21 protein-coding genes and 2 pseudogenes are annotated in these 23308 nt (G+C 59.8%); 16 read left to right on the forward strand and 7 right to left on the reverse strand.

Going from position 1 to position 23308, the window contains the following annotated elements:
* Window positions 1-198: 198 nt before the first annotated feature.
* From NKH57_RS20460 to NKH57_RS20470, 3 genes are read right to left on the reverse strand one after another with little or no spacing between them, the layout of a single operon-like run.
* Complete coding sequence (locus NKH57_RS20460; protein ID WP_352946663.1) at window positions 199-1692, reverse strand: hypothetical protein; 1494 nt, start codon at window positions 1690-1692, stop codon at window positions 199-201.
* Complete coding sequence (locus tag NKH57_RS20465) at window positions 1689-3941, reverse strand: KGGVGR-motif variant AAA ATPase (protein WP_352946666.1); 2253 nt, start codon at window positions 3939-3941, stop codon at window positions 1689-1691. Before NKH57_RS20465 ends, NKH57_RS20460 begins: the two co-directional genes overlap by 4 nt.
* Window positions 3941-4657, reverse strand: coding sequence for an ArsR/SmtB family transcription factor (locus tag NKH57_RS20470; RefSeq protein WP_352946668.1), 717 nt, complete (start codon window positions 4655-4657; stop codon window positions 3941-3943). Before NKH57_RS20470 ends, NKH57_RS20465 begins: the two co-directional genes overlap by 1 nt.
* A 460-nt stretch (window positions 4658-5117) precedes the next feature.
* Between NKH57_RS20470 and NKH57_RS20475 the strand changes: the two genes are divergently transcribed.
* Window positions 5118-5402 (forward strand): hypothetical protein, encoded by a 285-nt coding sequence (locus NKH57_RS20475; protein ID WP_352946671.1) that lies wholly within the window; start codon window positions 5118-5120, stop codon window positions 5400-5402.
* A gap of 7 nt (window positions 5403-5409) precedes the next feature.
* Complete coding sequence (locus NKH57_RS20480) at window positions 5410-5556, forward strand: DUF3102 domain-containing protein (protein WP_352946674.1); 147 nt, start codon at window positions 5410-5412, stop codon at window positions 5554-5556.
* 352 nt (window positions 5557-5908) lie between these two features.
* Here the strand turns inward: NKH57_RS20480 and NKH57_RS20485 are convergent, their stop codons facing one another.
* A complete protein-coding gene (locus tag NKH57_RS20485; RefSeq protein ID WP_352946677.1) occupies window positions 5909-6136 on the reverse strand; it encodes a hypothetical protein in 228 nt (75 codons plus the stop codon).
* A gap of 86 nt (window positions 6137-6222) precedes the next feature.
* Here NKH57_RS20485 and NKH57_RS20490 point away from each other — a divergent pair.
* From NKH57_RS20490 to NKH57_RS20505, 4 genes and pseudogenes are all read left to right on the forward strand, one after another.
* Window positions 6223-7051, forward strand: a pseudogene (locus NKH57_RS20490) (ATP-dependent DNA ligase).
* A gap of 77 nt (window positions 7052-7128) precedes the next feature.
* Window positions 7129-7372, forward strand: a pseudogene (locus NKH57_RS20495) (hypothetical protein).
* Window positions 7373-8518: 1146 nt separating this feature from the next.
* Window positions 8519-8704, forward strand: coding sequence for a DUF3606 domain-containing protein (locus NKH57_RS20500; RefSeq protein WP_352946680.1), 186 nt, complete (start codon window positions 8519-8521; stop codon window positions 8702-8704).
* Window positions 8705-9273: 569 nt separating this feature from the next.
* The gene (locus NKH57_RS20505; RefSeq protein ID WP_352946683.1) at window positions 9274-9942 is read left to right on the forward strand and encodes an outer membrane protein; all 669 of its coding nucleotides are present in this window, start codon (window positions 9274-9276) and stop codon (window positions 9940-9942) included.
* A gap of 30 nt (window positions 9943-9972) precedes the next feature.
* On the opposite strand, the gene NKH57_RS20510 is transcribed toward NKH57_RS20505, so the two are convergent.
* Window positions 9973-10887, reverse strand: coding sequence for a LysR family transcriptional regulator (locus tag NKH57_RS20510; protein WP_352946686.1), 915 nt, complete (start codon window positions 10885-10887; stop codon window positions 9973-9975).
* A gap of 272 nt (window positions 10888-11159) precedes the next feature.
* Between NKH57_RS20510 and NKH57_RS20515 the strand changes: the two genes are divergently transcribed.
* From NKH57_RS20515 to NKH57_RS20530, 4 genes are all read left to right on the forward strand, one after another.
* Entirely contained in the window at window positions 11160-11819 is a 660-nt protein-coding gene (locus tag NKH57_RS20515; RefSeq protein ID WP_352946688.1) for an ABC transporter permease, read from the forward strand.
* Window positions 11820-11832: 13 nt separating this feature from the next.
* Window positions 11833-12582, forward strand: a complete 750-nt coding sequence (locus tag NKH57_RS20520; RefSeq protein WP_352946691.1) for an ABC transporter permease — start codon at window positions 11833-11835, stop codon at window positions 12580-12582.
* Window positions 12583-12634: 52 nt separating this feature from the next.
* Window positions 12635-13483 carry a transporter substrate-binding domain-containing protein gene (locus tag NKH57_RS20525; protein WP_352946693.1) on the forward strand — a complete coding sequence of 283 codons (849 nt, stop codon included), beginning with the start codon at window positions 12635-12637 and terminating at the stop codon, window positions 13481-13483.
* A gap of 73 nt (window positions 13484-13556) precedes the next feature.
* Window positions 13557-14810: a CapA family protein gene (locus tag NKH57_RS20530; RefSeq protein WP_352946695.1), complete on the forward strand. Its 1254-nt coding sequence runs from the start codon at window positions 13557-13559 to the stop codon at window positions 14808-14810.
* Window positions 14811-14826: 16 nt separating this feature from the next.
* Here NKH57_RS20530 and NKH57_RS20535 read toward each other — a convergent pair whose 3' ends face one another.
* A complete protein-coding gene (locus NKH57_RS20535) occupies window positions 14827-15336 on the reverse strand; it encodes a helix-turn-helix domain-containing protein (RefSeq protein ID WP_352946697.1) in 510 nt (169 codons plus the stop codon).
* A 37-nt stretch (window positions 15337-15373) separates the two neighbouring features.
* On the opposite strand from NKH57_RS20535, the gene NKH57_RS20540 reads away from it, so the two are divergent.
* Window positions 15374-15742 carry a helix-turn-helix domain-containing protein gene (locus NKH57_RS20540; protein WP_352946699.1) on the forward strand — a complete coding sequence of 123 codons (369 nt, stop codon included), beginning with the start codon at window positions 15374-15376 and terminating at the stop codon, window positions 15740-15742.
* A gap of 718 nt (window positions 15743-16460) precedes the next feature.
* Here the strand turns inward: NKH57_RS20540 and NKH57_RS20545 are convergent.
* Window positions 16461-17483, reverse strand: a complete 1023-nt coding sequence (locus tag NKH57_RS20545) for an IS110 family RNA-guided transposase (RefSeq protein ID WP_352946702.1) — start codon at window positions 17481-17483, stop codon at window positions 16461-16463.
* A gap of 486 nt (window positions 17484-17969) precedes the next feature.
* Here NKH57_RS20545 and NKH57_RS20550 point away from each other — a divergent pair, with 486 nt between their 5' ends.
* From NKH57_RS20550 to NKH57_RS20570, 5 genes are all read left to right on the forward strand, one after another.
* Entirely contained in the window at window positions 17970-18983 is a 1014-nt protein-coding gene (locus NKH57_RS20550; RefSeq protein ID WP_352946704.1) for an ABC transporter substrate-binding protein, read from the forward strand.
* Window positions 18984-19133: 150 nt separating this feature from the next.
* On the forward strand, window positions 19134-20132 hold the full coding sequence (locus NKH57_RS20555) for an ABC transporter substrate-binding protein (RefSeq protein WP_352946707.1): 999 nt from the start codon (window positions 19134-19136) through the stop codon (window positions 20130-20132).
* Between the two features lie 30 nt (window positions 20133-20162).
* Window positions 20163-21173 (forward strand): ABC transporter substrate-binding protein, encoded by a 1011-nt coding sequence (locus NKH57_RS20560; protein ID WP_352946709.1) that lies wholly within the window; start codon window positions 20163-20165, stop codon window positions 21171-21173.
* Between the two features lie 44 nt (window positions 21174-21217).
* On the forward strand, window positions 21218-22225 hold the full coding sequence (locus tag NKH57_RS20565; protein ID WP_352946712.1) for an ABC transporter substrate-binding protein: 1008 nt from the start codon (window positions 21218-21220) through the stop codon (window positions 22223-22225).
* A 60-nt stretch (window positions 22226-22285) separates the two neighbouring features.
* The gene (locus NKH57_RS20570) at window positions 22286-23275 is read left to right on the forward strand and encodes an ABC transporter substrate-binding protein (RefSeq protein WP_352946714.1); all 990 of its coding nucleotides are present in this window, start codon (window positions 22286-22288) and stop codon (window positions 23273-23275) included.
* Window positions 23276-23308 lie beyond the last annotated feature (33 nt).

Raw genomic sequence — 23308 nt, forward strand, 5'->3', positions numbered from 1 at the left:
CCAGTATCCGGCACTGATCTTCTTCACTCCAACGACGACGACGCTCCGGCCCGGTCAATAATGTCACATGGCTCATGCTGTGCTGTTAACTTCGCTCGTAAGGACGACCTTAAGAGCGCAGCCTCGCTACCGTGCCATGCTCGCGCAAGGCGGCCCTCGCCGGAGGCGTACCATTCACCTCACGTTGACCTGGTTCCTTTACCGGTATTTTTGCCACCCGTGTACCGCTCGCCACCGGACCGAGCCATGACGGCGCGACGAGCTTTCCGGTGCAACCTCAATTTGAAGTGCGGGCGGTTCATCTGGATCGCTGCGATTGGTATACGTGGGCCCTATCGCAACCCCCATCTCCTCGCCCGGATATTTGTCAACTTGCCATTCCTTCATTGTGAGACTACTCACGACTACGAAGCGTGCCTCGGATGTCGGAGCGAGTTCTCGGGCGCGCCTAGCGGGCCAACGCTGTAGCGAGGTGCCGGTGTCAAGGATCGGCACTATCAACCAGTCAGGCCGAAACTCGTCGAGCAGCCTGTGCACCACACCCATCATCATGTCCTGGCAGATTAGGACTATGCACCGGCCGAGCCCATCCAAGTCTGCGACGGTAATAGAACTTGACCACGATATCCGCTCCATCAACCGAACCATGCCCTCGGCACCATCGATTTTGAGTCCCTTAGAGGTCTCCTCGAGCATGGCATATGCGGAAACCTTTTGATGCTGCCATAGCGTCGCTCCGTTCCCGTTTAGCATAGTTGCCTGATTGAACGGCTGCCCACCTTTGGCCGGGTTCCCAGGAACCAAGCCTGAACCTGATACAAGCAGACGTGGACGGCTGCCGCTCATTGCGGATAAGCCAGCTGCAATGCGTGTGATGTCTGCGGCGTCAACGGTGAGCTCTGGGGCAACAAAGATGTCGCTATCCGCGCAGTCGTGGACTGCGTTAAGAAAGCGCTTTGCAGCATCAAATGCTGCGCCCTTCAACACGTCGATAAACGTAGTTGCTCCGTCCGTTGTGACGCTAGCGACCAGGTCTCCGCCGACTTCTGCTAACGGGACAAAGCTGACAACTTCACTCGCCGCTCGGTCGCTGCGATGTGGCACGCCGCGATCGGCAGACTGATCGACAACCTTAATGCTCATTTGGAGTTGTCGACCGTCCTCGATAAACGCCGACAAGTCGATAACCTTGAGGGCTGCGAACTGGTCGCCGAGCACGAAGGTCGATTCCTCGAATGGGAGTTTGGGGCTACGAGCGAACGGTCCCCGCGCGATCAGCGACAGTTGTGCGTCGCTTGCGAAGGTACCGTATATTGTGCGCCGTTCACGGACATCGTCGAGCCAAACTGGCAGTGGCTTCAACCTTATGGTGGGCACAATCGTTCGAGGATGCACCGCCAGCATCACCTCGTCGATCGCCCGCATGGCAGTTAGCGCGACGCTCGCACGTTCCCTGCGCGCACGCCAATGCGTGCTCTCATCCCAATGGCCCTCAAGGGCATCGCAGAAGGCTTCAATGCATTTCGCAGCGTCGCCGATTGCAAGCGCTGCGGCCAGAGCGGTACTCAGCGTTGGTGGTACATCAACTGCGCTGGAAAGCCGCTCCCGCTCCATCGCATTCAAATAGCGCCACAACGCCAGGAAAAGGTGCGCGGGATCACCTATACCGCGCCAGGCGCGGGGGTGGGTCATGTGATTGGTCGATGCGGCCGTTGCCGCGAAAATTCAATTCGCTTTTGCAGCGAAGCAATCGCCCTGTTGGAAGCGCCAGCAACAGCTAGCGTCTCGCTAAGCGAGGAATACGCCGCGATAATCTTGCCGAAACTGGCTGCAGCACGGTCACTTGCGCCTGCTCTGGTCCTCGAAAATCTATGCAGTTGTTGCTCGGCTCCTTCCGCTATCGCGGCCAGCGCTTCGGAGCGTCGCGGCTCATCGGAGCCCATCGCGACGGCTAGTTGCTCTAACTCCTTCGCAAATAAGATGGCATCCCCACCACTAACTACGCCGCTCCGGAGCGGAAACAACCGCGTCTCCTTCTCGCGCGCGAATGCCGCGATCGCGAAGGCGACGCTCTGCACCTCGGCGTCGGGTCCGTTAACGACTATTGCGCATGCACGAGCGAATTGTTTTGCGTCCCGCAGCACGCTGGACCGGGAGAGCCGAGCAGCCGACAATACGTGCTCGACTGCCTCCGGGCTACCTTCCAGTGAAATGGCAAGGCCGAGGTGCGCCTCGGCCAAGAGTCTACGGCCTCGAGGGCTGGCAGGCCTCTCCAATAAATCGAGCACGCGCCGCCATTGCTCGACGGCACTACCGAGAGACGGCTCCCGAGCGAAGGCTTCAGCGCGATACGCAGCGATATCGGCTTGTTCGAGCGCAGCCCTTTCAATTTCCTCCGGCTGGATCGGACCCGCTATCTGGTTGAGTAGGCTTTCAGCGTCTCTTAGTTCGACCTCGCTCTGTTCGAACGAATTATCTGGGCGGGATCGCACATTCTGCACGCGCAAATGTGCCCGCTGGATGACGATGCTCGGCGATTGGTGACCGGCCGCGAGAATCGCGTCGCGCTCGATGTTCCCCTTATCGTTTGTCCGAGCGCTAAAGCCGCCCCACCGAACGTCGTAATTGTCGAGCGCATCGACCAGCATGACTCGCCAGTCGCCTTCGCCAATCTCGTGCAGTTGGCGAAGCAGTAGGAGTGCCTTCTCCGCCAAGACGGGCCTCTCTCTTTCTGTTTCATCATCCGTAAACCAGTCCGACACATCAAATGCCGCCGAGACCAAAGCCTCGACATAATCGGCATCGAGCTCACGGCTGGGATCGGCGTCCAGCGCGCCGTCGAGAAATCGCTCCAGCTCCTCATAGGCGCGATCCGGGTCGGCGGTTTCGAGCGTGTTTAGATAGTCGACCGTTGTCATCCGCGGTTGGAGCCGCCGTCGTACGGATTCGATCCAAGCAGGCTCGACCCGCGGCGCGTCGAATGCCACGTTGGTTAACTCCTGCGTCATGCGCAAATATTCGAAGGTTAGGGGGTCGGCTGTGGCGCTGGCGGCTGCGAAGGGCGCTAGCGTCTCATAGAAAGGAATGTTGGGGGCAGCCGCGATCGAAAGCTTCGCCATATCATACTCGATCCGCTGTGGGTCGAGACCTGCATTGCGTATCTCGCGGTGTGCGCGCGCACGCGCGTCCGCTTCCTCGGTTGGCCGATCCTTCGACACACGCATCGGCGAAAGACGGATTTTGACCTCATCGCCACGCGCGGCGCGGATTGAGGCTGCGATATCGGCGACCCCCTCAGTATTCTGTCGATTGAGCACGAAGCAGAGGACAACTTCGTCGGGCATTTGCATCGTGCAGATGCCGGCTACATCTGCGAGGCCGGTGCGACTGTCGATGAGGATCATGTCATAGTTTCGCCGCGCCCAGGTTCGCAGCGAGTCGAGCATTGCCCCGCCCGCGAACTCTGCGAAGAAACTCGGCCAATGGAAACGGGCCAAAGCCTCGGGATAAGGCAGAGGATCCAATTCACCGACCATTGCCGACCCAGCGCCAATGATATCGAGCTTGCCGCCCTTAGGAAGTCTTGCGGTCGGCAGTAGTGGGCGGACGCATTCTTTGAATGGGGCGCCTGACGCGAACAGTTTGAAGATTTCCGAAACCTGGTCGGATTTGGCAGCGCTTAGCAGCCCATCTCGCCATTTGGTGAACAGGTTGAGCACTCCGTGCGCCTTGCGAATATTACCGGACGCCTCGTGCTCAGTAACGCCCCGGAAATAGACTGCAAGTCCCGGTGCCTCGAGGTCCCAATCCATCAGCAGCACGCGCTTGCCTGCCAGTGCAGCTATAAAGCCGACATTGGCGACTGCCATGGTTCGCCCGACGCCGCCTTTGTAAGAGAAAAAGGTCGAGATTTTGCCCGTAGGCCGGGCCCTGCGAGCCATTACGCGACCTTGTGGCGGGACGTCGTCGACCGCCGCACGAAAAGCGGTGTCTCCTGCATATGCAGCTTGAGCGTCTCGCGCTCTTTGTCAATCGCCTGGCGCACGTCTGGCACCTTGACCACCGGGACCGCCTCCCGAGTCGGCGCGAGACCGAGCATCTCAACGGTCGCCGCTGCTGCGGGAGTAAGCATGTTGACCACGACATTGCCTTGCTTGCGTGAGGCGACGATGCCGAGTGCGCGCAGCACGGCGAGCTTGCGGCTGACCGTCTCAAGCCGCGTACCGACCTTCTCTCGTATCGCCGACACGCTGAGCGGCTCGGTGAAGATCGCCTGGACATAGGGAAGGTACCTATTGTCGCGGATATGATCGACAAACCGGCTGTCCGCTCGTGTGTCGGCTATGCGCGCCGCGATCAGCTGCGCGAATGCGAGCTTGCCGAGCGCATAGCTCTCGGCCAAATCGCCGCCAGCTTCACCGCGCGATGCCGCCTGAACCGAAGGCGAAGCGGCGGCCGCTGCGTCGCGGTAGAAGTTTTCAAGCAGCTCAGCTGCAACCTGGACGCTCGCGGCGTCTTGCGCCTCGATCGCGGTTCGCAGACGATCGGCAATTGCGGCGAACGTCGAAGGCGCAAGCTGTGATCCCTCCGCCATCGCCTTAAGCGCCGCGTCGACGACTGGCCAATCTGATTTCTGCTTGATCTGGGTGGTGCTCACGATGCTGAACCTAGCCATCCTACCTCGACCAATCAAGTAGCAATCAAAAACAAACTTTGTGTTACCTTCGGTCCTCGCCGCGCGAAAAAACATTGCCATTGAGGGAGGCAGATCGGTCCGCGCGCGAGGCTCGCAAATTCTTATCGAGGTATGCAGGTTTATCACGACGCACCGATTTTCGGGGGGTGCCACCCCGCCACCCCCCTCTAGCCAGCGCCGCGCCTTGCCCCTTGCCCTCGAGGGTTGCAAGAGATCACGTTTATTCTGACAAATTTCCGTCGACACCGGTCATAGAACGTATAGTCTCGGCCATCTCAAAATACATACCGGCGTATTACTTTTCCTCGCAGGCGGTGGATGCGTGACCACGAAGTCACCGAGCGTTGGGCCGCGGCTGGACCCCTTGCCTATAAGCCGTGACTTATGCAATATTCGCCAGTTCGCCCAAGCGAGGCGCGGCATGCTGGCAAGAACTCCCTTCACTGAAGTCGAGATCGAGGGTATCGGCACCTATCGGCTGCCAAACCAATGGCAGGGGCATCGCCTCAAGCGCCTCCGCGGCGATCAGCGGCATACGGCCGTTCTGGCGCTCGGCTGCGGGATGACTGACCGGCAGTTCAACCATCTGCCGGCGGAAAAACAGCAAGAGGTGCACCGCGCCTACCTGACGCTCATGTCGCCGAGCAATGTCACGCCGCTGGCGAATCCTGCGCCGGCCGAGACTCGAGTGCCCCGCGGCGCATGACCAGAAGATGGCGATCGGCCGCTGGTTACTCCGCAACAAGACCTCTCTGCCCCATGGGCATTTCGGGCCATGGCTGGACGAGCAGGAAGGGCTTTCCCGGCACATGGCTTCGCAATGCATGGCGCTGGCCAAAGCTGCAGAGCGCGCCGGCTAGGGCCAACGCGGGACGAGGCACGGAATTTGCGACTGCACCACCGTATCGGGAAAGAGCAATCAAATGATGCGTCAAGATGGAACAACAGTACGGGAAGCAGCAACACGCCGCGTGCCAGAATGGCGCCTCAAAAAGAGAACGTTTGAGGTTCCGTACCTCATGAAGCTCGGCAACTTGGGCCGCCAGGAAGCGCTGGATCTGATCGCCAGGCATAGTGGGGACAGAGACGAAATCACGGCCGAGCTGTTTTTGCAGAGAGGTCGATCACGCGTGCGCTTGGACACGCGAGGCGCTTCGGCGGTGTAGGACAGCGGCCGGCAAGAACGCCGCTGGCGAGCTTCCCGTGTGCGGTCTACGATTTGATGCTGGGGGAACGCGGTTTCATCATCACGCGCAGTTGCATCTGCTCGATTGTAGCGACGATGGCCGCGGCAATGGCTTCCGCCTCGTGGATGATCTCCGGACCATACAGCCCATTCACCATCTCTTCGCTGGGCAGCACGCCGGGCGGGCAGTGCTCCTCGATTGTGCGTCGGATCAGGGTCAACGCTGCCCGGCATTCGTCGGCTTCGATCTTCATTACCTTTCAAACATGCAATTCGTCTAAAAAGTTCCGGAACTATTTAAGCCCACGCTAATTGAATCGCGGCCTTTGCGAGTCATTGCATGCGTTTGAAATTCGTCGCGCCGTTGATGCCGACCTTAGTGGAGAAGCCTCCGGAGGGCGAAGGTGGGATTCACGACGTGAAGTTCGACGGGTACCGGTCACAGCTTATCATCGATGAGGACGGCACGAGGATCTACACGCGCAACGGCCACGACTGGACGTCGAAATATCGCGACCTGGTGAAAGAGGCCAGGAGCCTTGCCGCCGAAAGCGCCATCATCGACGGCGAGATCATCGTGCTGAACGAGGCGGGCCTGTCGGACTTTGGCGAATTGCGCAAGGCGATCACCCGTCGGCAGCATGACCTCTATTTCGTCGCCTTCGATCTGCTCCACCTCAACGGCCACGATCTGCGCGACATGGCGCTGGAGGATCGCCGCGATATCCTGGCCAGCATGATTGAGTCGGGCGGGCGTATTCAGTTCAGTGGGTCGCTGCCGGGCGAAGCCAAAGCGATCTTCCATGGTTTCGAAGCGCAAGGGTAGCAAATACCGAAGCGGCACTTCGACGGCATGGTTGAAGACGAAGGCCTTCACGATCGACGAATACGAGCTGCTCGGCGTTGAACGTGAGGCTGGCAAGCCGGCCTTCGCTCTGATGGCCGAGCGCGGCACAGGGCGCTATGTCGGCAGCGCCTTTATCACCTTGAACCGGGAACTGCGCGAGCGGCTATGGAAACGCGTCCAGGAGCACCCGGGGACGGCGCCCAAGTGCATGAAGCGGCCGGCGACGCAGTGGGTCAAGCCCGGCCTGATCGGCCGCGTGAAGCATCTCCGCGGCGAGGAAGACCTACGGCATGCCTCGCTACAAGATTTCAGGGAAGAATGAGCGAGTGCCCTTGCCTGGGTCAGAGGACGAGGATTATGTTCCTCTTGTTGCGGCGACCCATTCAACGGAGTTCGCCGATGGCCAGAGCAAAACCTTCCAAGCAGTTATCGCAGGCTGAAATCGAGTGCTTCCTGGTGGCAGCGGAAGCGCTGCACAAGAGCATCATCAAGCCGTTTATATCCCCACATTGCGACCACTACCGCTCAACGCGCGGGCTTGCATGAGGAACTGTTGAAAACAGTGCGGGATGTGACCGGCAAGGAAGTCGAGTTCATCAAGTGGAACACCACCGGATCGGTGCGGCCTCCCACGGCTGGGTAGGCGCCAAAAAAGCCCCACCGGGCTTGGTGTCGCCGTGGTGGGGCTCGCCTCTCTCGAGGTCTTGAGGCTCAACGGCTTTCACCGCGAGCGATCGGCCTCAATATTGGGGTTCGCGGGTTAATGCCAATTTACTGAAAGCCGAGCCCGCAAAGAATTCCTTGCTTCACGCGCTCGAAATCGTCGTCAGATACCTTGGTCGTCAGATGCTTGCGTTTGCTGTCGTTGTCGCGGCCGGTTCGAAACAAATCTAGCCGATCGAATGAGACCGTGGCCACCATATCGCACTTCACCCAAGCGACTACCGAATTCAAACGGCGCCGTTAAGGTTCAGCGAAGTCCAGCCGCACCACATACCGAACGTCTCGAGCCGGAGCCGTCAACGATTTCGGGACAACGCAGCACAGGCCGTCGCGATAGGGCAATCGAGGAGAAACTATGATCGCTGGTCGCCGCTTCACCATCTCAGGTTCCCGGAACCCGCCCGTAGCATAGTGACAAAGCACGAGAGTTTTTGGACCCAAAGGGTATCGAATCGGCATATTTCAGACGATCTGGGAGGATTGAGCCTAAGATCAAGCAAGAACGGCTGAGTTCCCGGTTTCCACAGGGCCAATTGCTCAAAACGCAAGCCGGTGCCCGACCGGCTGTTAGCCGCCACCGTCCTGGCCACCCTTCCTCAACCTCCCGGCGCCGCCGCCATTCTCGGGGATGAACTCGACGCCGGCCACCAGCGGTCCACCGCGTGCCCCACGCGACGGACCTATGATGGGAGCGGCTATATCCTGAAGGAATCGACCGCTAGTAGTTATATTTGTGAACCGCGTGATCGCGTTAGCCTATGGTGTGATCACGGAAGTGGCGTCGCCGCCGCCTCAACTGGCACTGCCACGGAGACCACCAAGGCAAAGATTGTCGCTGCCTATGCGGTGCACAATGTCGAAATCACTAATGGCGAAGGCACTGGGGCTAGGCTGCGGAAGTCGCCGACGCCTACCACTCAGTTACCCGACGGCGAAGCCGGGATCATCGAAAACAGCGAGATGTAGGAGAACGGCAAGCGGCGGTCGGCGTTCCGTTAGCTTGCGCTAAAATAAAACGGAGCTATCCTTCATGGCCAATGTTCCCTTCAGACTAGGAGGAACTGCAATGGCAGACGACAAGAGTATGGGCGGCAGCCGTGATCGTGACCGAGTGTCAGCAGAAGAGGACTCTGAAGTCCGCCATTTTGCCAACAAAGTTGGCCTGACGGTGCAGCAGATACGCGCTCTCATCAGACAGCATGGCAATGATCGCAAGACGCTTGAACATGAGGCCGGAAAGCTTCGAGAATGACCTGCTCCGCGATGAACTCTCGTACCTAACGTATCGACAGGCCGAACTTGTCTGCGAAACAGCCTACCTCATATTCTTGATATCCAGATACGCGATCGCGGGAAGCGGGCTTGCTCTTGTCGTCGGCCACAAGAATAGGACAGCGCTTGCCGAGGTCATCGGGATCAGCAATGTAATCCTACGTTGCGGCGACCTTCAATGGAAATCGCCATGCCCAAAAGACCCTCGCCGACACCCTGGCCGCTCGCGAAACCGTCTACGTGAATTGCGGGCATCCCATGTGCTGCAAGTCGACTAGGCTCGACGTCGCGGCGATGATCGATCGCCTCGGGCCTGATCACGGTCCCATGCATCAGGATCTGGTCGAGCTCATTTTCTGTTCAGATTGCAAGGCGGCGGCCGCGATAACCGGCCGGTGTTCTTTACCTTCGAGCCCGACTGTCAACGTATTCAGTGGGAGGGCAATCGCGAAACCTAGCTCGAAAATTTTCCATTCTGTTGCAAAAATAACGCGGACTCTTGGCGAGCAACTGCGCAAAGCTAGAAGCTGGTGATTTGGGGACGACGGCATGAAACTTGCGCTCATCTGTTCCGCTGTATTCCTGGCAGCCTCTTCTCCGGTATTGGCGGCCGATCTCGTTGAGCCGGTGGCTGCCATGCCGTACTCATGGACCGGCTTCTATGTCGGTGCACAGGTCGGAGGCGGCTGGAATGACAGCCGTTGGTCGCCAGCAGGTACTCCGGGCTTCGCTTCCTTTAATACAAACGGGTCTGGGGTCGTGTACGGCGGCCAGATCGGCTACAATTATCAGATCAACCAATTCGTCATCGGCATCGAGGGCGACTTCGCAGGCTCGTCTGTAAAGGGCGACGATCAATGTTCGACCGCCGTAGGTACAACCTGCGAGACCAAGCAGGACTATCTGGGTTCGGTGCGCGGACGCCTCGGCTACGCGGTTGACCGTTTCCTGATCTACGGCGATGCCGGTGTTGCCTTCACGAAATACAAATTCGCGGAGACCGATTTTCCGCAGTCGTTTGGTGGCGGGAGCAGGGTTGGCTGGACGGCAGGGCTCGGCGCTGAATATGCTTTCACCGACCATTGGACCGCTGGCGTTGAATGGAACTATTACGATTTCGGCTCGAAGGATGGCGCGAGCAGCCTAAGTCCGGCATTCGCAATCAAAGCTCGCGAGACCGAGAATACTGTCGTCGCCAGGATCAACTACAAATTTTGAAGAGAGCCGGGGTAAAGAAGCCCGTGCGCCTCAGGCAGCAAGCGGCGCCGTGGAAAACGCGGCGATGATCGCCTCGAGCGACACGTTCAGTGCGTTGGAAAAAGTCCTGCCCTTCTGCCAAATCGCAACGTAGTGATAGAGCGCAGACGGTTCCACCGGTTTTGCCTCGAGGTGAAACGCCGCGTATTCACGCGCAATGATCTCATTGGTTATCGAAATGCCCAGGCCGGCCGAAACGTATCCGGCTTCGTGACCGTTGCAATCGAATTCCACCAGTATGTCTGGCTCAACGCCGGCGAAGCGCAAGGCATTAAAGTTCATTTGGTGGGCCGCGAACTGGGGATCGATATCGACGATCGTTTCGCCTGCCAGGTCTTGCGCCTCGATACAGGTCTGTTTTGAAAAGCGGTGCTCGGGATGAAAGATGCATACGTTGCGAGCTGACCCAAGGGGCGCCCATTCAAACAGACTTGGGTCCAGCGGCAATCTCGAGATTCCGAGATCCGCGCGCCCAGTCAGGATGTGCTCGCCGATCTGCTCGTAGCTGCCCGAAATCGAGCGGACATTCGAAGCGGTCTTTGAGTGGATGATCGCCACGACCTTGGGCAAGGTCACGAAACCGAAAACGGAGGGGGCGGCAATTGCAATCCTCTGCTTTTCCTCGTTCTTCATTGCGAAGATCGACGCTTCCAGCCGATCCAGAGACGTCAGGGCAAGTTCTACGTTTCGCAGGAGTTCCCAGGCTTCCTGCAAGGGGACGATGCGGTTGGCTGATCTCTTGAACAGTGTGATGCCGAGCGTGGCCTCGAGTTGCTTCACATGTTGACTGACGGCCGGCTGGCTTATCCCGAGCGCAACCGCTGCTCGCCGTGTCGAACCGGCCCGCAACACTTCCCGGAAGACCTTCAACTGACGGAGCTTCAGGTCGCTCTGCAGCAACTCCATTCCCTGCGCTCCTTTCCCTGACAACGCCACCCGGCAAGCAGATGGCGCCAACCTGGGGAGCAACGAACCGCCTCAGTATATAACGGTTCGTTATAGATAAAATAATAAAAATTATAGATTGAGTGTGTAATTCCAAACGCTAGAATTAGCCAATATCTCGAATTAACTTGAGATTACAAATATAACAATTCGCAACCTTGGGTTATACGGCTTGGTCTTGGCGATAAAGACCGGCGTATTCTGCGGTAATTGCGAGTCGAGGAAAGCGCCCCATGGGTGGTTTTACTAATCAGTTTATTGTCGCACTCACCGTGACCATCAGCCTGGCCCTTGTCAGCGGCTGCCTGGGTACGGCATTTGGCCTGTTTTTGGCCATTTCGAAGGGCACGGCACAACCGCGGCTCAACGGTGTCGTGACGGCCTACACGACAGTTGTCCGTGGTGTACCAGAACTTCTCATTATCCTGCTCATCTACTTCGGCGGAACGACGCTCGCCAGCAAGGTCGCCGGCCACTATGTGGAGGTGAACGCATTCACCGCAGGGGTTATCGCACTCTCGGTCGTCTTCAGCGGTTATGCGACCGAAGTGTTTCGCGGCGCGATTGCGGCAGTGCCGGCGGGTCAAAGAGAAGCGGCAAAGTCGCTTGGACTGAACGCCTGGCAGCGCTGGATGTTCGTCATCGGACCTCAGATGCTGCGGTTGGCGCTGCCTGCCTATGGCAATCTCTGGATTTCGCTCTTCAAGGATACCGCTTTGGTCTCGATCGTCGGCCTGACGGATATCATGCGCGTTGCGTATCTGGGGGCCGGATCCTTGCGCGCACCATTGACCTTCTACCTTGCGGCCTCCGCTCTCTACCTCTCGCTGACCACCGTCACGCTGCTGTCGATCCGGCTGGCTGAGCGGCGCTATCCGGCACTCGGCCGGTAGGAGGGAGCGAACCATGAACCTCGGCTTAATGCTTGACGCAATGGTGGTCCTGCCTTCGGGTGTCGGCCTCACATTGACCCTGACGGTCCTGTCGCTGACGGCCGGGTTCCTTCTGTCCGTGCCGCTGGCCTTCATGCGCGCATTTGGACGTCCCGGCCTCTCGCTCGCGGTGCTCGCATACACCTATGTCATTCGCGGCACGCCGATGCTCGTTCAGCTCTTCTTGCTCTATTACGGCCTCGCTCAGATCGAGGCGGTGCGGGCCAGCATCTTCTGGGTGATCCTGCGCGACCCCTTCTGGTGTGCCCTTCTGGCATTTTCGCTGAACAGCGCGGCACACACCACCGAGATCCTGTGCCGTGGTCTCCAGTCCGTGCCTAAGGGTGTCACAGAGGCGGCCACGTCTCTCGGCTTGAAACGCTTCCAGATCGCTCGCCTGGTCACCTTCCCGATCGCTTTCAGGATATCGCTCCCGGCCTACGGCAACGAGATCGTCGGGATGATCAAGGGCTCGTCGCTCGCGAGCACCGTAACGCTGCTCGAGATCACCGGCATGGCGAGACAGATGGTGTCGACCACGTTCGCGCCGTACGAGATCTTCATCGTCGCCGGAGCGATCTACCTATCGCTCACCTCGATCGCGGTGAAAGCGATCCAGTTGCTGGAGCGATGGCTGTCGACCGACGGCCATCCAGTGCGCCGACGAAAGGCGCGATTGCGCCCCGCCCTACCTGACCCAGAGATCACGACGCCCCTGCCCTGACGCCGCAGGTTCTGGGCTCCCCTTTCCATCCAAACCAACGAAGAGGTGCATCATGCGCATACCACTGGCTATTGCTGTTTCTGTCGCATCCCTGATGTCGGCATTCCCCGCGGGCGCGCAAAGCGAGCGCGTCATATCGATTGCCACTGAAGGCGCCTCGCCGCCCTGGGACGGCACCGACGCGAACGGTCAACTTTACGGTTACGATATCGATGTCGGACAGGAGCTGTGCCGTCGCATTGAGATCAAATGTACCTTCGTCCCGCAGGATTGGGACGGGATCATCCCGGCACTGCTTGTCGGCAAGTTCGACGTCATCATGTCCGGCATGGCGATCACGGAAAAACGCAAGCAGTCGATCGCGTTCTCGATCCCCTACGCCACCGGCTTCAATCAGTTCGTGGTGCGCAAAGACCTGGGTCTCGACGCCGGTGACACCAAGGAAAAGGTCAACCTCTCGACCATCGGGGACAAGGAGAAGGCGACCATCGAACGCCTCAGATCGACACTCGCCGGCAGAGCGATCGGCGCCCTGCGCTCGTCGAATTCGGAAGCAGTCGTGAAGGAAATCCTCGGCGATGTCGTGACCGTCCGCAGCTATGACAGCCTGGACAATATGAAGCTCGATCTTGCCGCGGGTCGCATCGACGGCGGCCTCGCCGATTATTTCACCTGGCGGGATTTTCTGGAGACACCTTCCGGTTCGGATGCGGTGTTTTTCGGGCCGGAATTGAAGGGTGGGCTCTGGGGGCCGGGCGTCGGCGCCGGTCTGCGCAAAGACGATACCGAGTTGCTCGCCAAATTCAACGCGGCAATCGAAGCGGCTACCAAGGATGGGACGATCAAGGCGCTGAGCCTGAAATGGTTCAAGAGCGATATCTCACCGGCGCTTTCGCAATAGCGGCAACCGACTTCGACATTGACGTGGGGGGGGCCGACGCGCCAGCGCCCTCCCCTCCTTCAAGGCGAGCTCCATGAAAGACCAGTTCTGCGCGGTCGTTACCGGCCAATCCCTAATCAAGCACGACATCCGCGACGTCAAAGACGAACGCTTCATCGCGGTTACGGACTTCCTGCGCCAAGGCGATGTCGTCTTCACCAACTTCGAATCGACTATCCTCGGCAAGCACGGCGGGTGGCCGACCAAGGGCAAGTACTTCGGATATTCCAGGGCTGAGGTGCTCGACGCATTGCAGGCCATCGGTTTCAATGCGCTTGCGCTCGCAAACAACCACGCCTTCGATCTCGGCGCCGGCGGCATCCTCTCGACGCTGGAGGAGGTGGAAGCGCGGGGCTTCCTGCATGCCGGCATCGGGGCCGACGAGACTGACGCCAGGAAACCGGGCCGCCGCAGGCTGGGCGCGCGCGAGGTCGCGCTTCTTGCGATGGATGCAGGCCCCGGCCCGACCAACATGTATGCCGAAGACCGCACGGCCTTCCGACCGGCTCGGCCCGGCGTCAATCATCTGAACACCGTTCGCAAGATGGGGGTGCCGGACGGACATTTCCGCAGACTGGCAAGGCTAGGCGCTCATTTGCAAAGCTCCCGCTTTGAACTGGCCAACTATGCCCAACCGGAGGACCCGGTAGAGGTGTCGGCCGGCACGGAGATCAATTTCTACGGCACCGTGTTCACGCAAGCCGCCGATTTCGGCCGTCTGATCGAAGTCGACCAGCGGAGCGCAGCCATGCATCTGTCCGCCATCCGTCACGCGGCGGCCCAAGGCGATTTTATCATCGCCTATCTGCACCACCATCATTGGGAACCAGGTTGGCAGGACGTGCCGCGCTGGGTGCAGACCTTTGCCAGGATGTGCATCGACGCCGGCGCGAACCTGTTCGTCAGCCACGGCGCCCCGGTGCTGCAGGCGGTGGAAATCTACAATGGCTCGCCGATCTTCTACGGCCTCGGAAATTTCCTCTTCCACGTCCACCCAGACGAAAACGAATGGGATCCACCGGAAGTCTGGCAAAGCATTGTCGCTGCGTGCCGCTATGATGCGGGCGGGAACCTCGCAGAAATAAATCTCCTGCCCGTCGTGATCGGGGCGGAAGCTCAGTCGCTCGGATCGGCAACGGGCAGATTGGTGCCCGTCGCCGTCACTGGAAGCGCGGCGCGAGACATCCTTGAGGGATTCGCAATGCGCTCTCGGGCGTTCGGCGTCGAAATAGAAGTGTCCTCGACTTGCGGCCGCATCGCCCTGCCCGCCGCACGAAAATTCGGCTGACGGGCCCGACCGGCTCTCAGACGGTCTTGCATTCGGCCGGCGCGGGATCGCCGGCCGTCTCGCTATCCGCCTTTGTGTCTTGCTGGGCCAGTTCTTCTCCTAACGCTGAGATCAGGGACGACACGCGACCGCGCACACGCGGCGGAAGGTTCACTAGCCCTGCAATCAGACGCCGCCCTTCCGCGCTGGCGATGAAATCCAGGCGCTCATCGACCGGCAGGGCCCGGGCGTCGACGCAGGTCTCATCGTTTCCCGGCAGGCCTTCGAAGAAGCGGCCGACAGGGACGCCGAGCGAGCTGGCGATCTCGTAGAGCATCGACGCGCTCACGCGATTCCGCGCGTTCTCGTATTTCTGAAGCTGCTGGAAGCTGATGCCTATGGATCGAGCAAGCTGGGCTTGCGAGACGTCCGATTGGACGCGAACGGTCGCAATCTGCCTGCCGACGTGCTGATCGGCGGGATGAGGATCACTGTCGATCTTTGGCTTCGGCCCCGTCCGACGGAGGACAGAGCGTTGCGGTTTCAACAAGGCCTTTTGATCCTCCGCAAGTCAGTCGGATAGAATGTCTGCTGCGTACGATCCGCGCTCTTCGCACCGATGTTATCTCCAGGTCGAATCGCCATTTAATATACCTTATAGGGTGCAAAATAACCCTATAGGTGGCAAAGAAAATCTGCCTGCCGATTGTGGACTCATGGTCAGTCCACGACAGATTCGAGCCGCACGGGCTTTGCTTGGTTGGTCGCAGCAGGAGCTCGCTGACAAGGCAATCGTCTCGCTTAATGCTCTGACCCGGTTGGAAAATGGCAAGGTCGATTCGCGCATCAGTACTTTGCAGGCCATTGAGGCGGCTCTGACAAAAGCGGGTGTCGAGTTCTTGTCTGCTGGCCAAAAGGGTGAAGGAGTACGGCTGTTAGATCCTTTGGTTTGAATGTCTCGTTGGCAGAAAGCCAGGTTCTCGCATCGCAATTGTCACAAGTCCCTCCCTGCGGATGACGAGAGGCAAAGTCGTGGTATTGTCGGAATCAGCCATGATCCGAACTCCTGACAGCGCGGTTGTGGTCAGGCCGATCAAAGTGTTCCCGCACCTCGATCGGCCGTAGCACGCGCGATGCATGTGCATTGCACGTGCTTATGCATTTTTTCTGCGCCAAATTCAAGCCGAAAAGTGACAATGATAAAAAAACCATTCACGACGCGTTTGGACCCATCTGTGCTAGCTCTGGCTGAGCAACTCGCAGAGTCCGAACGTCGTTCGATAACCGCTGTCATTGAGCTCGCATTAATCGAGTATGCAGAACGTCGTGGTGTTAAGGCGCGAGACGCCGAAAACGGCGGATAGCTGCGTCCTGAAGCAGATCATCGAACGGCCGAAATGGGGCCGTGTATGGACGGCTCTCCGTTGGCAAGGGATTTGTGAGCTTTTGCAGTTGCTGGTTGGTGCGGCCATGTATCCGACCTGTAGGTGCGGCCTTTCATGTGCCGCTGGCCATAATGCCATTCGCGCGTCTCAGGTCCCGATCGAAAGCTCGCACTTATGGTGCACGGCCCCAGTGGGTTTTCCCGATCCGGCGGTTTCAACCGGCTTTGTGCATTAGCTCCTGTCCGCCCTTTCCAACCTCGTCGGCGATAGCACGCCTTGTTTCGTTCTACGCGATGACCGGCTCCCTATAGCGCTCGCCGCCGGTCATCAATGCCCAGACCATGCGGGCTGTCTTGTTAGCCAGCGCAACCGCCGCGACCTTGGTCGTTCGTCGTGCCATCAACTGCACGAGCCAGGGGCGCCTGGTCCCGTTCCGCTCCGCGTAGCGGATGACGGCCATCGCCCCGACGACGAGCAGCTGGCGCAGGTAGCGATTACCTGCCTTGGAGATGCTGCCGAGCTTCTCCTTACCCCCGCTCGAGTTTTGCTTCGGCACGAGCCCGATCCAAGCCGAGAGGCATCGCCCCGACTTGAATGCGTGCGGATCGGCGACGGTCGCCACGAACGCACTCGCCAGCAGCGGGCCAACGCCCGGAATCTCCATCAACCTGCGACCCAGTTCAGTCTCTCGCGCACTCGCACGGACCCGGCGATCATTTTCGAGGATCTGTTCCTTCACGACACGAAGCTGTGCTTCAAGCATCCTCAGGCAAAGCCGTGCGTCGGCCGGTATCCTGGCATCGTTCTCGTCGTTGATGACCACGAGAAGTTGCTCAATTCCATTACGCCCGATCGGCGCCACGACCCCGAACTCGGATAGGTGCGCCCGCAACGCGTTCGATATCTGTGTGCGCTGGCGATTGAGCATCAAACGAACCCGGTGCAGCATCATCACACTCTGCTGCTCGGGCGACGTCACCGGTACGAAGCGCATCGTCGGTCGTGTCACGGCCTCGCAGATCGCCTCTGCATCTGCAGCATCATTCTTCTGTCGCTTCAGATACGGCTTCACATACTGTGCCGGCAGCAGCCGCACATCGTGGCCACGTGCGATTAGCTCGCGAGCCCAATAATGCGACGAACTGCACGCCTCGATCCCGACAAGGCATCGCGGCAAGCTCTCAAAGAACGGCAGCACACGCCCACGCGTCAACTTCCTGCGAACTGCGACCTCACCAGCCCCATCCACGCCGTGGACTTGAAACACGGACTTCGCAATATCCAGACCGATTGTCGTAACGTTGCTCATCATAGCGCTCCTCCAGCTCTAATCCCGCGATGATACCGCAGGAGGGAGGAGAGCCGTCCACCGCATCAACAGCGGACTGACAGCTTCCGTAGTCCGAAGAACGACAAGCGGACGTTCAGCCGGTGGACCAAGCTCTGGAACTGACCCGTTACAGACTTTTGCGTCGATCAGTCGGTCCGGCCGCGCGGTAAACTCGAAGTGGCTATTCACAACCGCGCAAACAGTCTCCCTGACAGCGAGATGCTGGTGGGACGTTTGGCGTAGTAAGTTTTGCGCTCGCAACCAACGCAAATTGGGCGTACGTTGGCATATCGTCGGTTGCTAATTCATGACCCGGCGACTGAGAGCGCAAGACTCCCGCAGCGGACTGGGCGCGCTAGAATCCACAACTACTCGTCGCGCCCACGAGACCATCTGCCTCTGCCGAAACCTCTTTTGTTCGGTTCGGGCCGAAATTGCCTTGCAGTTCGGAGAGGGAACGTTCCGATGCAGATCATGCAGACCCGCCGCCGATTCCTGGCCGGCGCTGCAATGGCAAGCGCTGCCGGTATCGTCGGTCTTCCGAAGTCACTCCACGCGGAACCGGCGCTAGAAACGACCACTGTTCGTCTGCCGCATTGGGTTGGTGGTTCGTACTGCTGGGCAGGTGCGTACATCGCCGGGGAACTGATGCGTGCGGATGGCTTCACAGACGTTCGCTACGTACGAGGCGATAAGAGCGTCGACCAATCGGAGTGGATCGCACGCGGTGAGACGGATTTCTCGGTCAACTTTTCGCCGAAGCAAATCGCGTCGATCGATGCCGGCGTGCCGATCAAGGTGCTAACCGGGTTGCACTCCGGATGCCTCGAACTGATCGCCAACGAGAGCATCCGCAGCGTCACGGACCTGCGGGGCAAGAGGGTGGGCGTTGATGGTCTCAATAACTCGCGACACGTGTGGCTGTCCCTTATGTCCGCCTATGTCGGGCTCGATCCCGTCAAGGATATCCAGTGGGTCTTGACTAAGGACGTCAAGCCCACGGAACTCTTCATGCAAGGGAAGATCGACGCATTCCTCGGGACGCCGCCCCAGCCGCAAGAGCTGCGCACCAAGAAGATCGGCCACACGATCCTCAACAACACCGTCGACCGCCCCTGGTCACAGTATTTCTGCTGCATGATCTCCGCGACGACGGACTACGTGACCAGGTACCCGGTGGCGACCAAGCGGGTCTTGCGATCCATCCTCAAGGCCGCCGACCTGTGCGTGTCGGCTCCGGAAATGGCGGCGCAGCAGATGGTCGATCGCGATTTCGTTCCGTCGTATGACTACGCGCTGCAAACGCTGCAGGAGATCCGGTACGACCGTTGGCGGGAATTCGATCCCGAAGACTCCCTGCGTTTCTATGCCCTGCGCATGCAGGAACTGGGCATGATCAAGTCGAGTCCGCAGAAGGTCATCGCCGACGGAACGGACTGGCGCTTCCTTGAAGAGTTGAAGCGCGAACTTAAGACGTGAGCGACCGTGCATCGCCGCTCAAGACGAGAGGTAGGACTAAGGCTGGCGGTGGCACCCATTCCGGATGCCGCTTCCGCCTGGACCAAGAATGGCTGGCGCCTCTCAAAGAGAACTGAGGGCTTGATTTGCGTTCAACCGGAGGAGATTCCTATGCAGAACCGCCGCGGTTTCCTGGCTGGCCTGACGGCTGCGGGCGCCGCCAGCCTCGTCGGGGCTCCAACTCGAGCTCATGCCGAGCCACCGTCGGAGATCACGCGCATTCGCCTGGCGAAGATTCCCAGCATCTGCGTGGCGCCACAGTATGTTGCGGAGGAACTTCTGCGTGCGGAAGGCTTCACGGAGGTTGACTATGTGGTCACAGGCCCCGGTGCGCCCACGGCCTCCGCGGTGGCGAATGGCGAGATCGACTTTAGCCTCAACTTCGTGACAAATTCGATCGTCGCCTTGGACTCCGGTGCGCGGCTCACTCTGCTCGGCGGCGTCCATCCCGGTTGCTTCGAGCTGTTTGCCAAGCGCGGGATCGACAGCGTCGTCGATCTGAAAGGCCGGAACGTCGGCGTCCAGGGGCTCGGTTCGGGGCCGCATCTGTTCCTCGCCAGCATCGCCGCCTATGTCGGGCTCGATCCGGCGCGCGACATCAACTGGGTGGTGGACCCGGCGGTCAAGCCCAAGGAGCTGTTCGCGCGGGGCGACATCGACGCGTTCCTGGGCTTTCCGCCGGACCCGCAGGAATTGCGGCGCATAAAGGTCGGGCACGTGATCGTCAACAGCACAGTGGACCGACCTTGGTCGCAATATTTTTGCTGCATGCTGTCCGGCAACAGTGATTTCGTGGCCGCGCATCCGGTTGCTACCAAGCGGGTGCTGCGCGCCATCCTCAAGGCTGCGGATCTATGCACCGCCGCGCCGGCCCTGGTTGCCGAGCGCTTGGTCGCGGGCGGGTTCGCCAGCCACTACGATGATGCGTTCGCAGGGATCAGCGGGTTGCCTTACCGCGAATGGCGGGACTACGACTCCACTGACAGCGTCCGCTTCTATGCTCTGCGGCTGAAGGAAGTCGGTTTGATCGGCTCCACACCGGAGAGGATTATCGCGGAAGGTACGGACTGGCGCTTCCTCAACGAACTCAAGCGCGAGCTGAAAACCTGAGCCGTTCGTCTCGAGGAGAGGAGACGTGACATGCAGATCATCCAGAGCCGCCGCCGTTTCCTAGCCGGCGCTGCGTCAGCCGGCGCCGCGGGCCTTCTCGACTCCTCGACATCCGCCTGGGCCGAGCCGCCGCCGGAGACCACCTCCGTCCGCCTGCCAAGGTACATCGGCGGCGCCTATTGCTGGGCGGGCCTGTACATCGCCGGAGAAATGCTGCGCGCCGAGGGGTTCACCGATGTCCGCTATGTGCAAGGCGACAAGAAGGTTGATCATTCGGCGTGGATCGCAAACGGCGAGACGGATTTCAGTGTGAACTACGTGCCGATTCATCTGGCGTCGATCGATGCAGGAGTGCCGATCAGGGTACTAAGCGGACTGCACTCCGGGTGCCTCGAACTGATCGCCAACGACAGCGTCAATGGCATCTCGGACCTGCGGGGAAAGCGCGTTGGGGTCTTTACGCTTGATTCGCCGCAACACGTGTTGGTTTCTTTGATGGCCGCCTATGTTGGGCTCGATCCCGTCAACGACATCGAATGGGTCATCGAAGAACACAATTTTGCGGAAGGCTTCCTCGAAGGAAAATACGATGCAGTCCTCGGCCAACCGCCCCGCACGCAGGAACTTCGCTCCAGGAAAGTAGGCCATACGATCCTCAACTCGACCACCGACCCGCCCTGGTCGCAGCATTTCTGCTGCATGATTTCCGCGACTGCGGATTATGTCGACAGGCATCCGGTGGCGACAAAGCGCGTGCTCAGGGCCATCCTCAAGGGCGCCGACCTCTGCGCGTCGGATCCGCCATTGGTAGCGCAGCAGATGGTCGATCGAGGGTTCGTGCCCAGCTACGACTACGCGCTGCAAACGCTGCACGACATCCGGTACGACAGGTGGCGGGATTTCGATGCCGAAGCCTCGATGCGCTTCTACGCGCTGCGCATGCACGAAACGGGCATGATCAAGTCGAGCCCGCAAACGATCATCGCCACCGGCACTGACTGGCGTTTCCTTGACGAGTTGAAGCGCGAGTTGAAGACGTGAGGGGCAGCCAGCCTCGTGCCATTTTCAATGGGAGGGAGAACCCCATGCAGATCATCCAGAACCGCCGCCGCTTCCTGGCCGGTGCTGCGGCAGCAGGCGCTGCAGGTCTCATCGGCGCAACGACTGACGCTTGGGCCGAGGCACCCCCTGAAACGACCTCCGTCCGCTTGCCGCGGTGGATCGATGGTGCCTACTGCTGGGCGGGGATGTACCTGGCCGGAGAGCTCCTCAAAGCGGAGGGCTTCACCGACGTCCGCTACGTGCAGGGCGACGAGAAAGTCGATCAGGCGGTGTGGATTGCACTCGGCGACACGGATTTCAGCATGAACTACGCGCCGGTCCATGTCGCGTCGATCGACGCCGGCGTGCCAATCAGGGTGCTTGGCGGTCTGCACTCCGGGTGCCTCGAGCTGATCGCCAACGACAGCATCCAAGGCATCCCGGACCTCAAGGGCAAGCGGGTGGGCATGCACGACATCGATGCGCCGTCGCGCGTGCTGGTCGCCCTGATGGCCGCCTATATCGGACTGGACCCCGTCAACGACATCGAATGGGTCCAGGAAAGCAAGCCGGTGGAAGCCTTCGCCGACGGGAAGTTCGATGCATATCTCTTCACGCCGCCAGAGACGCAGCAACTGCGCGCCAAGAAAATCGGCCACACGATCCTCAACACGACCCTCGACCGCCCTTGGTCGCAGTACTTCTGCTGCATGACTTCGGCCGCTGCGGACTACGTGAACAGATACCCGGTGGCGACCAAGCGCGTGCTAAGGGCCATCGTCAAGGGCGCCGACCTATGCATTTCGGATCCCGCATGGAGTGCAGCGCAGATGGTCGATCGAGGTTTCGTCCCCAGCTACGAAATCGCGCTGCAAACGCTGAGCGACACGCGGTACGACGTCTGGCGGGACTACGATGCCGAAGCCTCGATGCGCTTCTACGCGCTGCGCATGCAGGAGACGGGAATGATAAAGTCGAGCCCACAGCAGATCATCGCCGATGGAACGGACTGGCGCTTCATCGAGGAGCTGAAGCGTGAGTTGAAAACCTGAGCCTGCTTTGTCCCAGGGAGGAAGCGTGACATGCGGATCATTCAGAATCGACGCCGTTTCATGGCCGGCCTGGCAGCCGGCACCGTGGGAATTGTCGCAACCCCGAGATTGGCGTTTGCAGAGCCGGAGCCCGAGACGACCAGTGTCCGGCTGGGCCGGTGGGTCGGAGGCGCCTACTGCTGGGAGTCGCTCTACCTCGCTGGCGAACTGCTCCGCGCCGGCGGCATGACCGACGTCCAGTACGTGCAAGGCAATCAAAAGTACTTCGACAGCAGCGAATGGATTGCAGCGGGTGAGACGGACTTCGACTTCAACATGCCGCCGATGCACATCCGCAGCGTCGAGGCCGGGGTTCCCGTCAAGATCCTGGCCGGCGTGCATTCCGGCTGCTGGGAGTTGCGGGCGAACGACCGCGTCAACAGCGTTGCCGACCTAAAGGGCAAGCGGGTGGGGGTCTGGGCGATGAACGACCACCCGCAGGTGTTTCTCCAACTGCTGATCAACTATGTCGGGCTCGATCCCAACCACGATGTTGAGTGGGTCGTAGGCGTCCAGGAGAACGGCTCGCTCATGCAGAACTTCATCGACGGCAAGGTCGATGCCTTCCTGGTAGACACCAGCCAATACTCCGAGGTTCGGAACAAGAAGGTAGGTCACACGGTCTTCAGCAATCTTATCGACCGTCCTTGGTCGCAGTATTTTTGTTGCATGCTCGCCGGCCGGACCGACTATGTCGATAAGTATCCGGTCGCCACCAAGCGCGTGCTGCGGGCCATCCTCCAGGCTGTCGAATTCTGCGTGTCGAACCCGAAATCGGCCGCCCGCGCGGTGGTCGATCGAGGCTTTCTGCCGAGCTACGACGTTGCGCTGACCACTCTGCAGAACACCGGGCACGACAGGTGGCGGGAATACGACGCTGAAGACTCGGTGCGCTTCTACGCGCTGCGCCTCCTGGAGACGGGCATGATCAAGTCGAGCCCGCAGGAGATCATCGCCAAAGGGACGGATTTCCACTTCTTCGAAGAGATCAAGCGCGAACTGAAGACGTGAGAGGCGCAGCGCGAAGGACCGCTGAAGAGGAGA

Origin of the sequence: Mesorhizobium sp. M1050 (genome assembly GCF_040318715.1) — a bacterium.
Classification (GTDB): Bacteria; Pseudomonadota; Alphaproteobacteria; order Rhizobiales; family Rhizobiaceae; genus Mesorhizobium.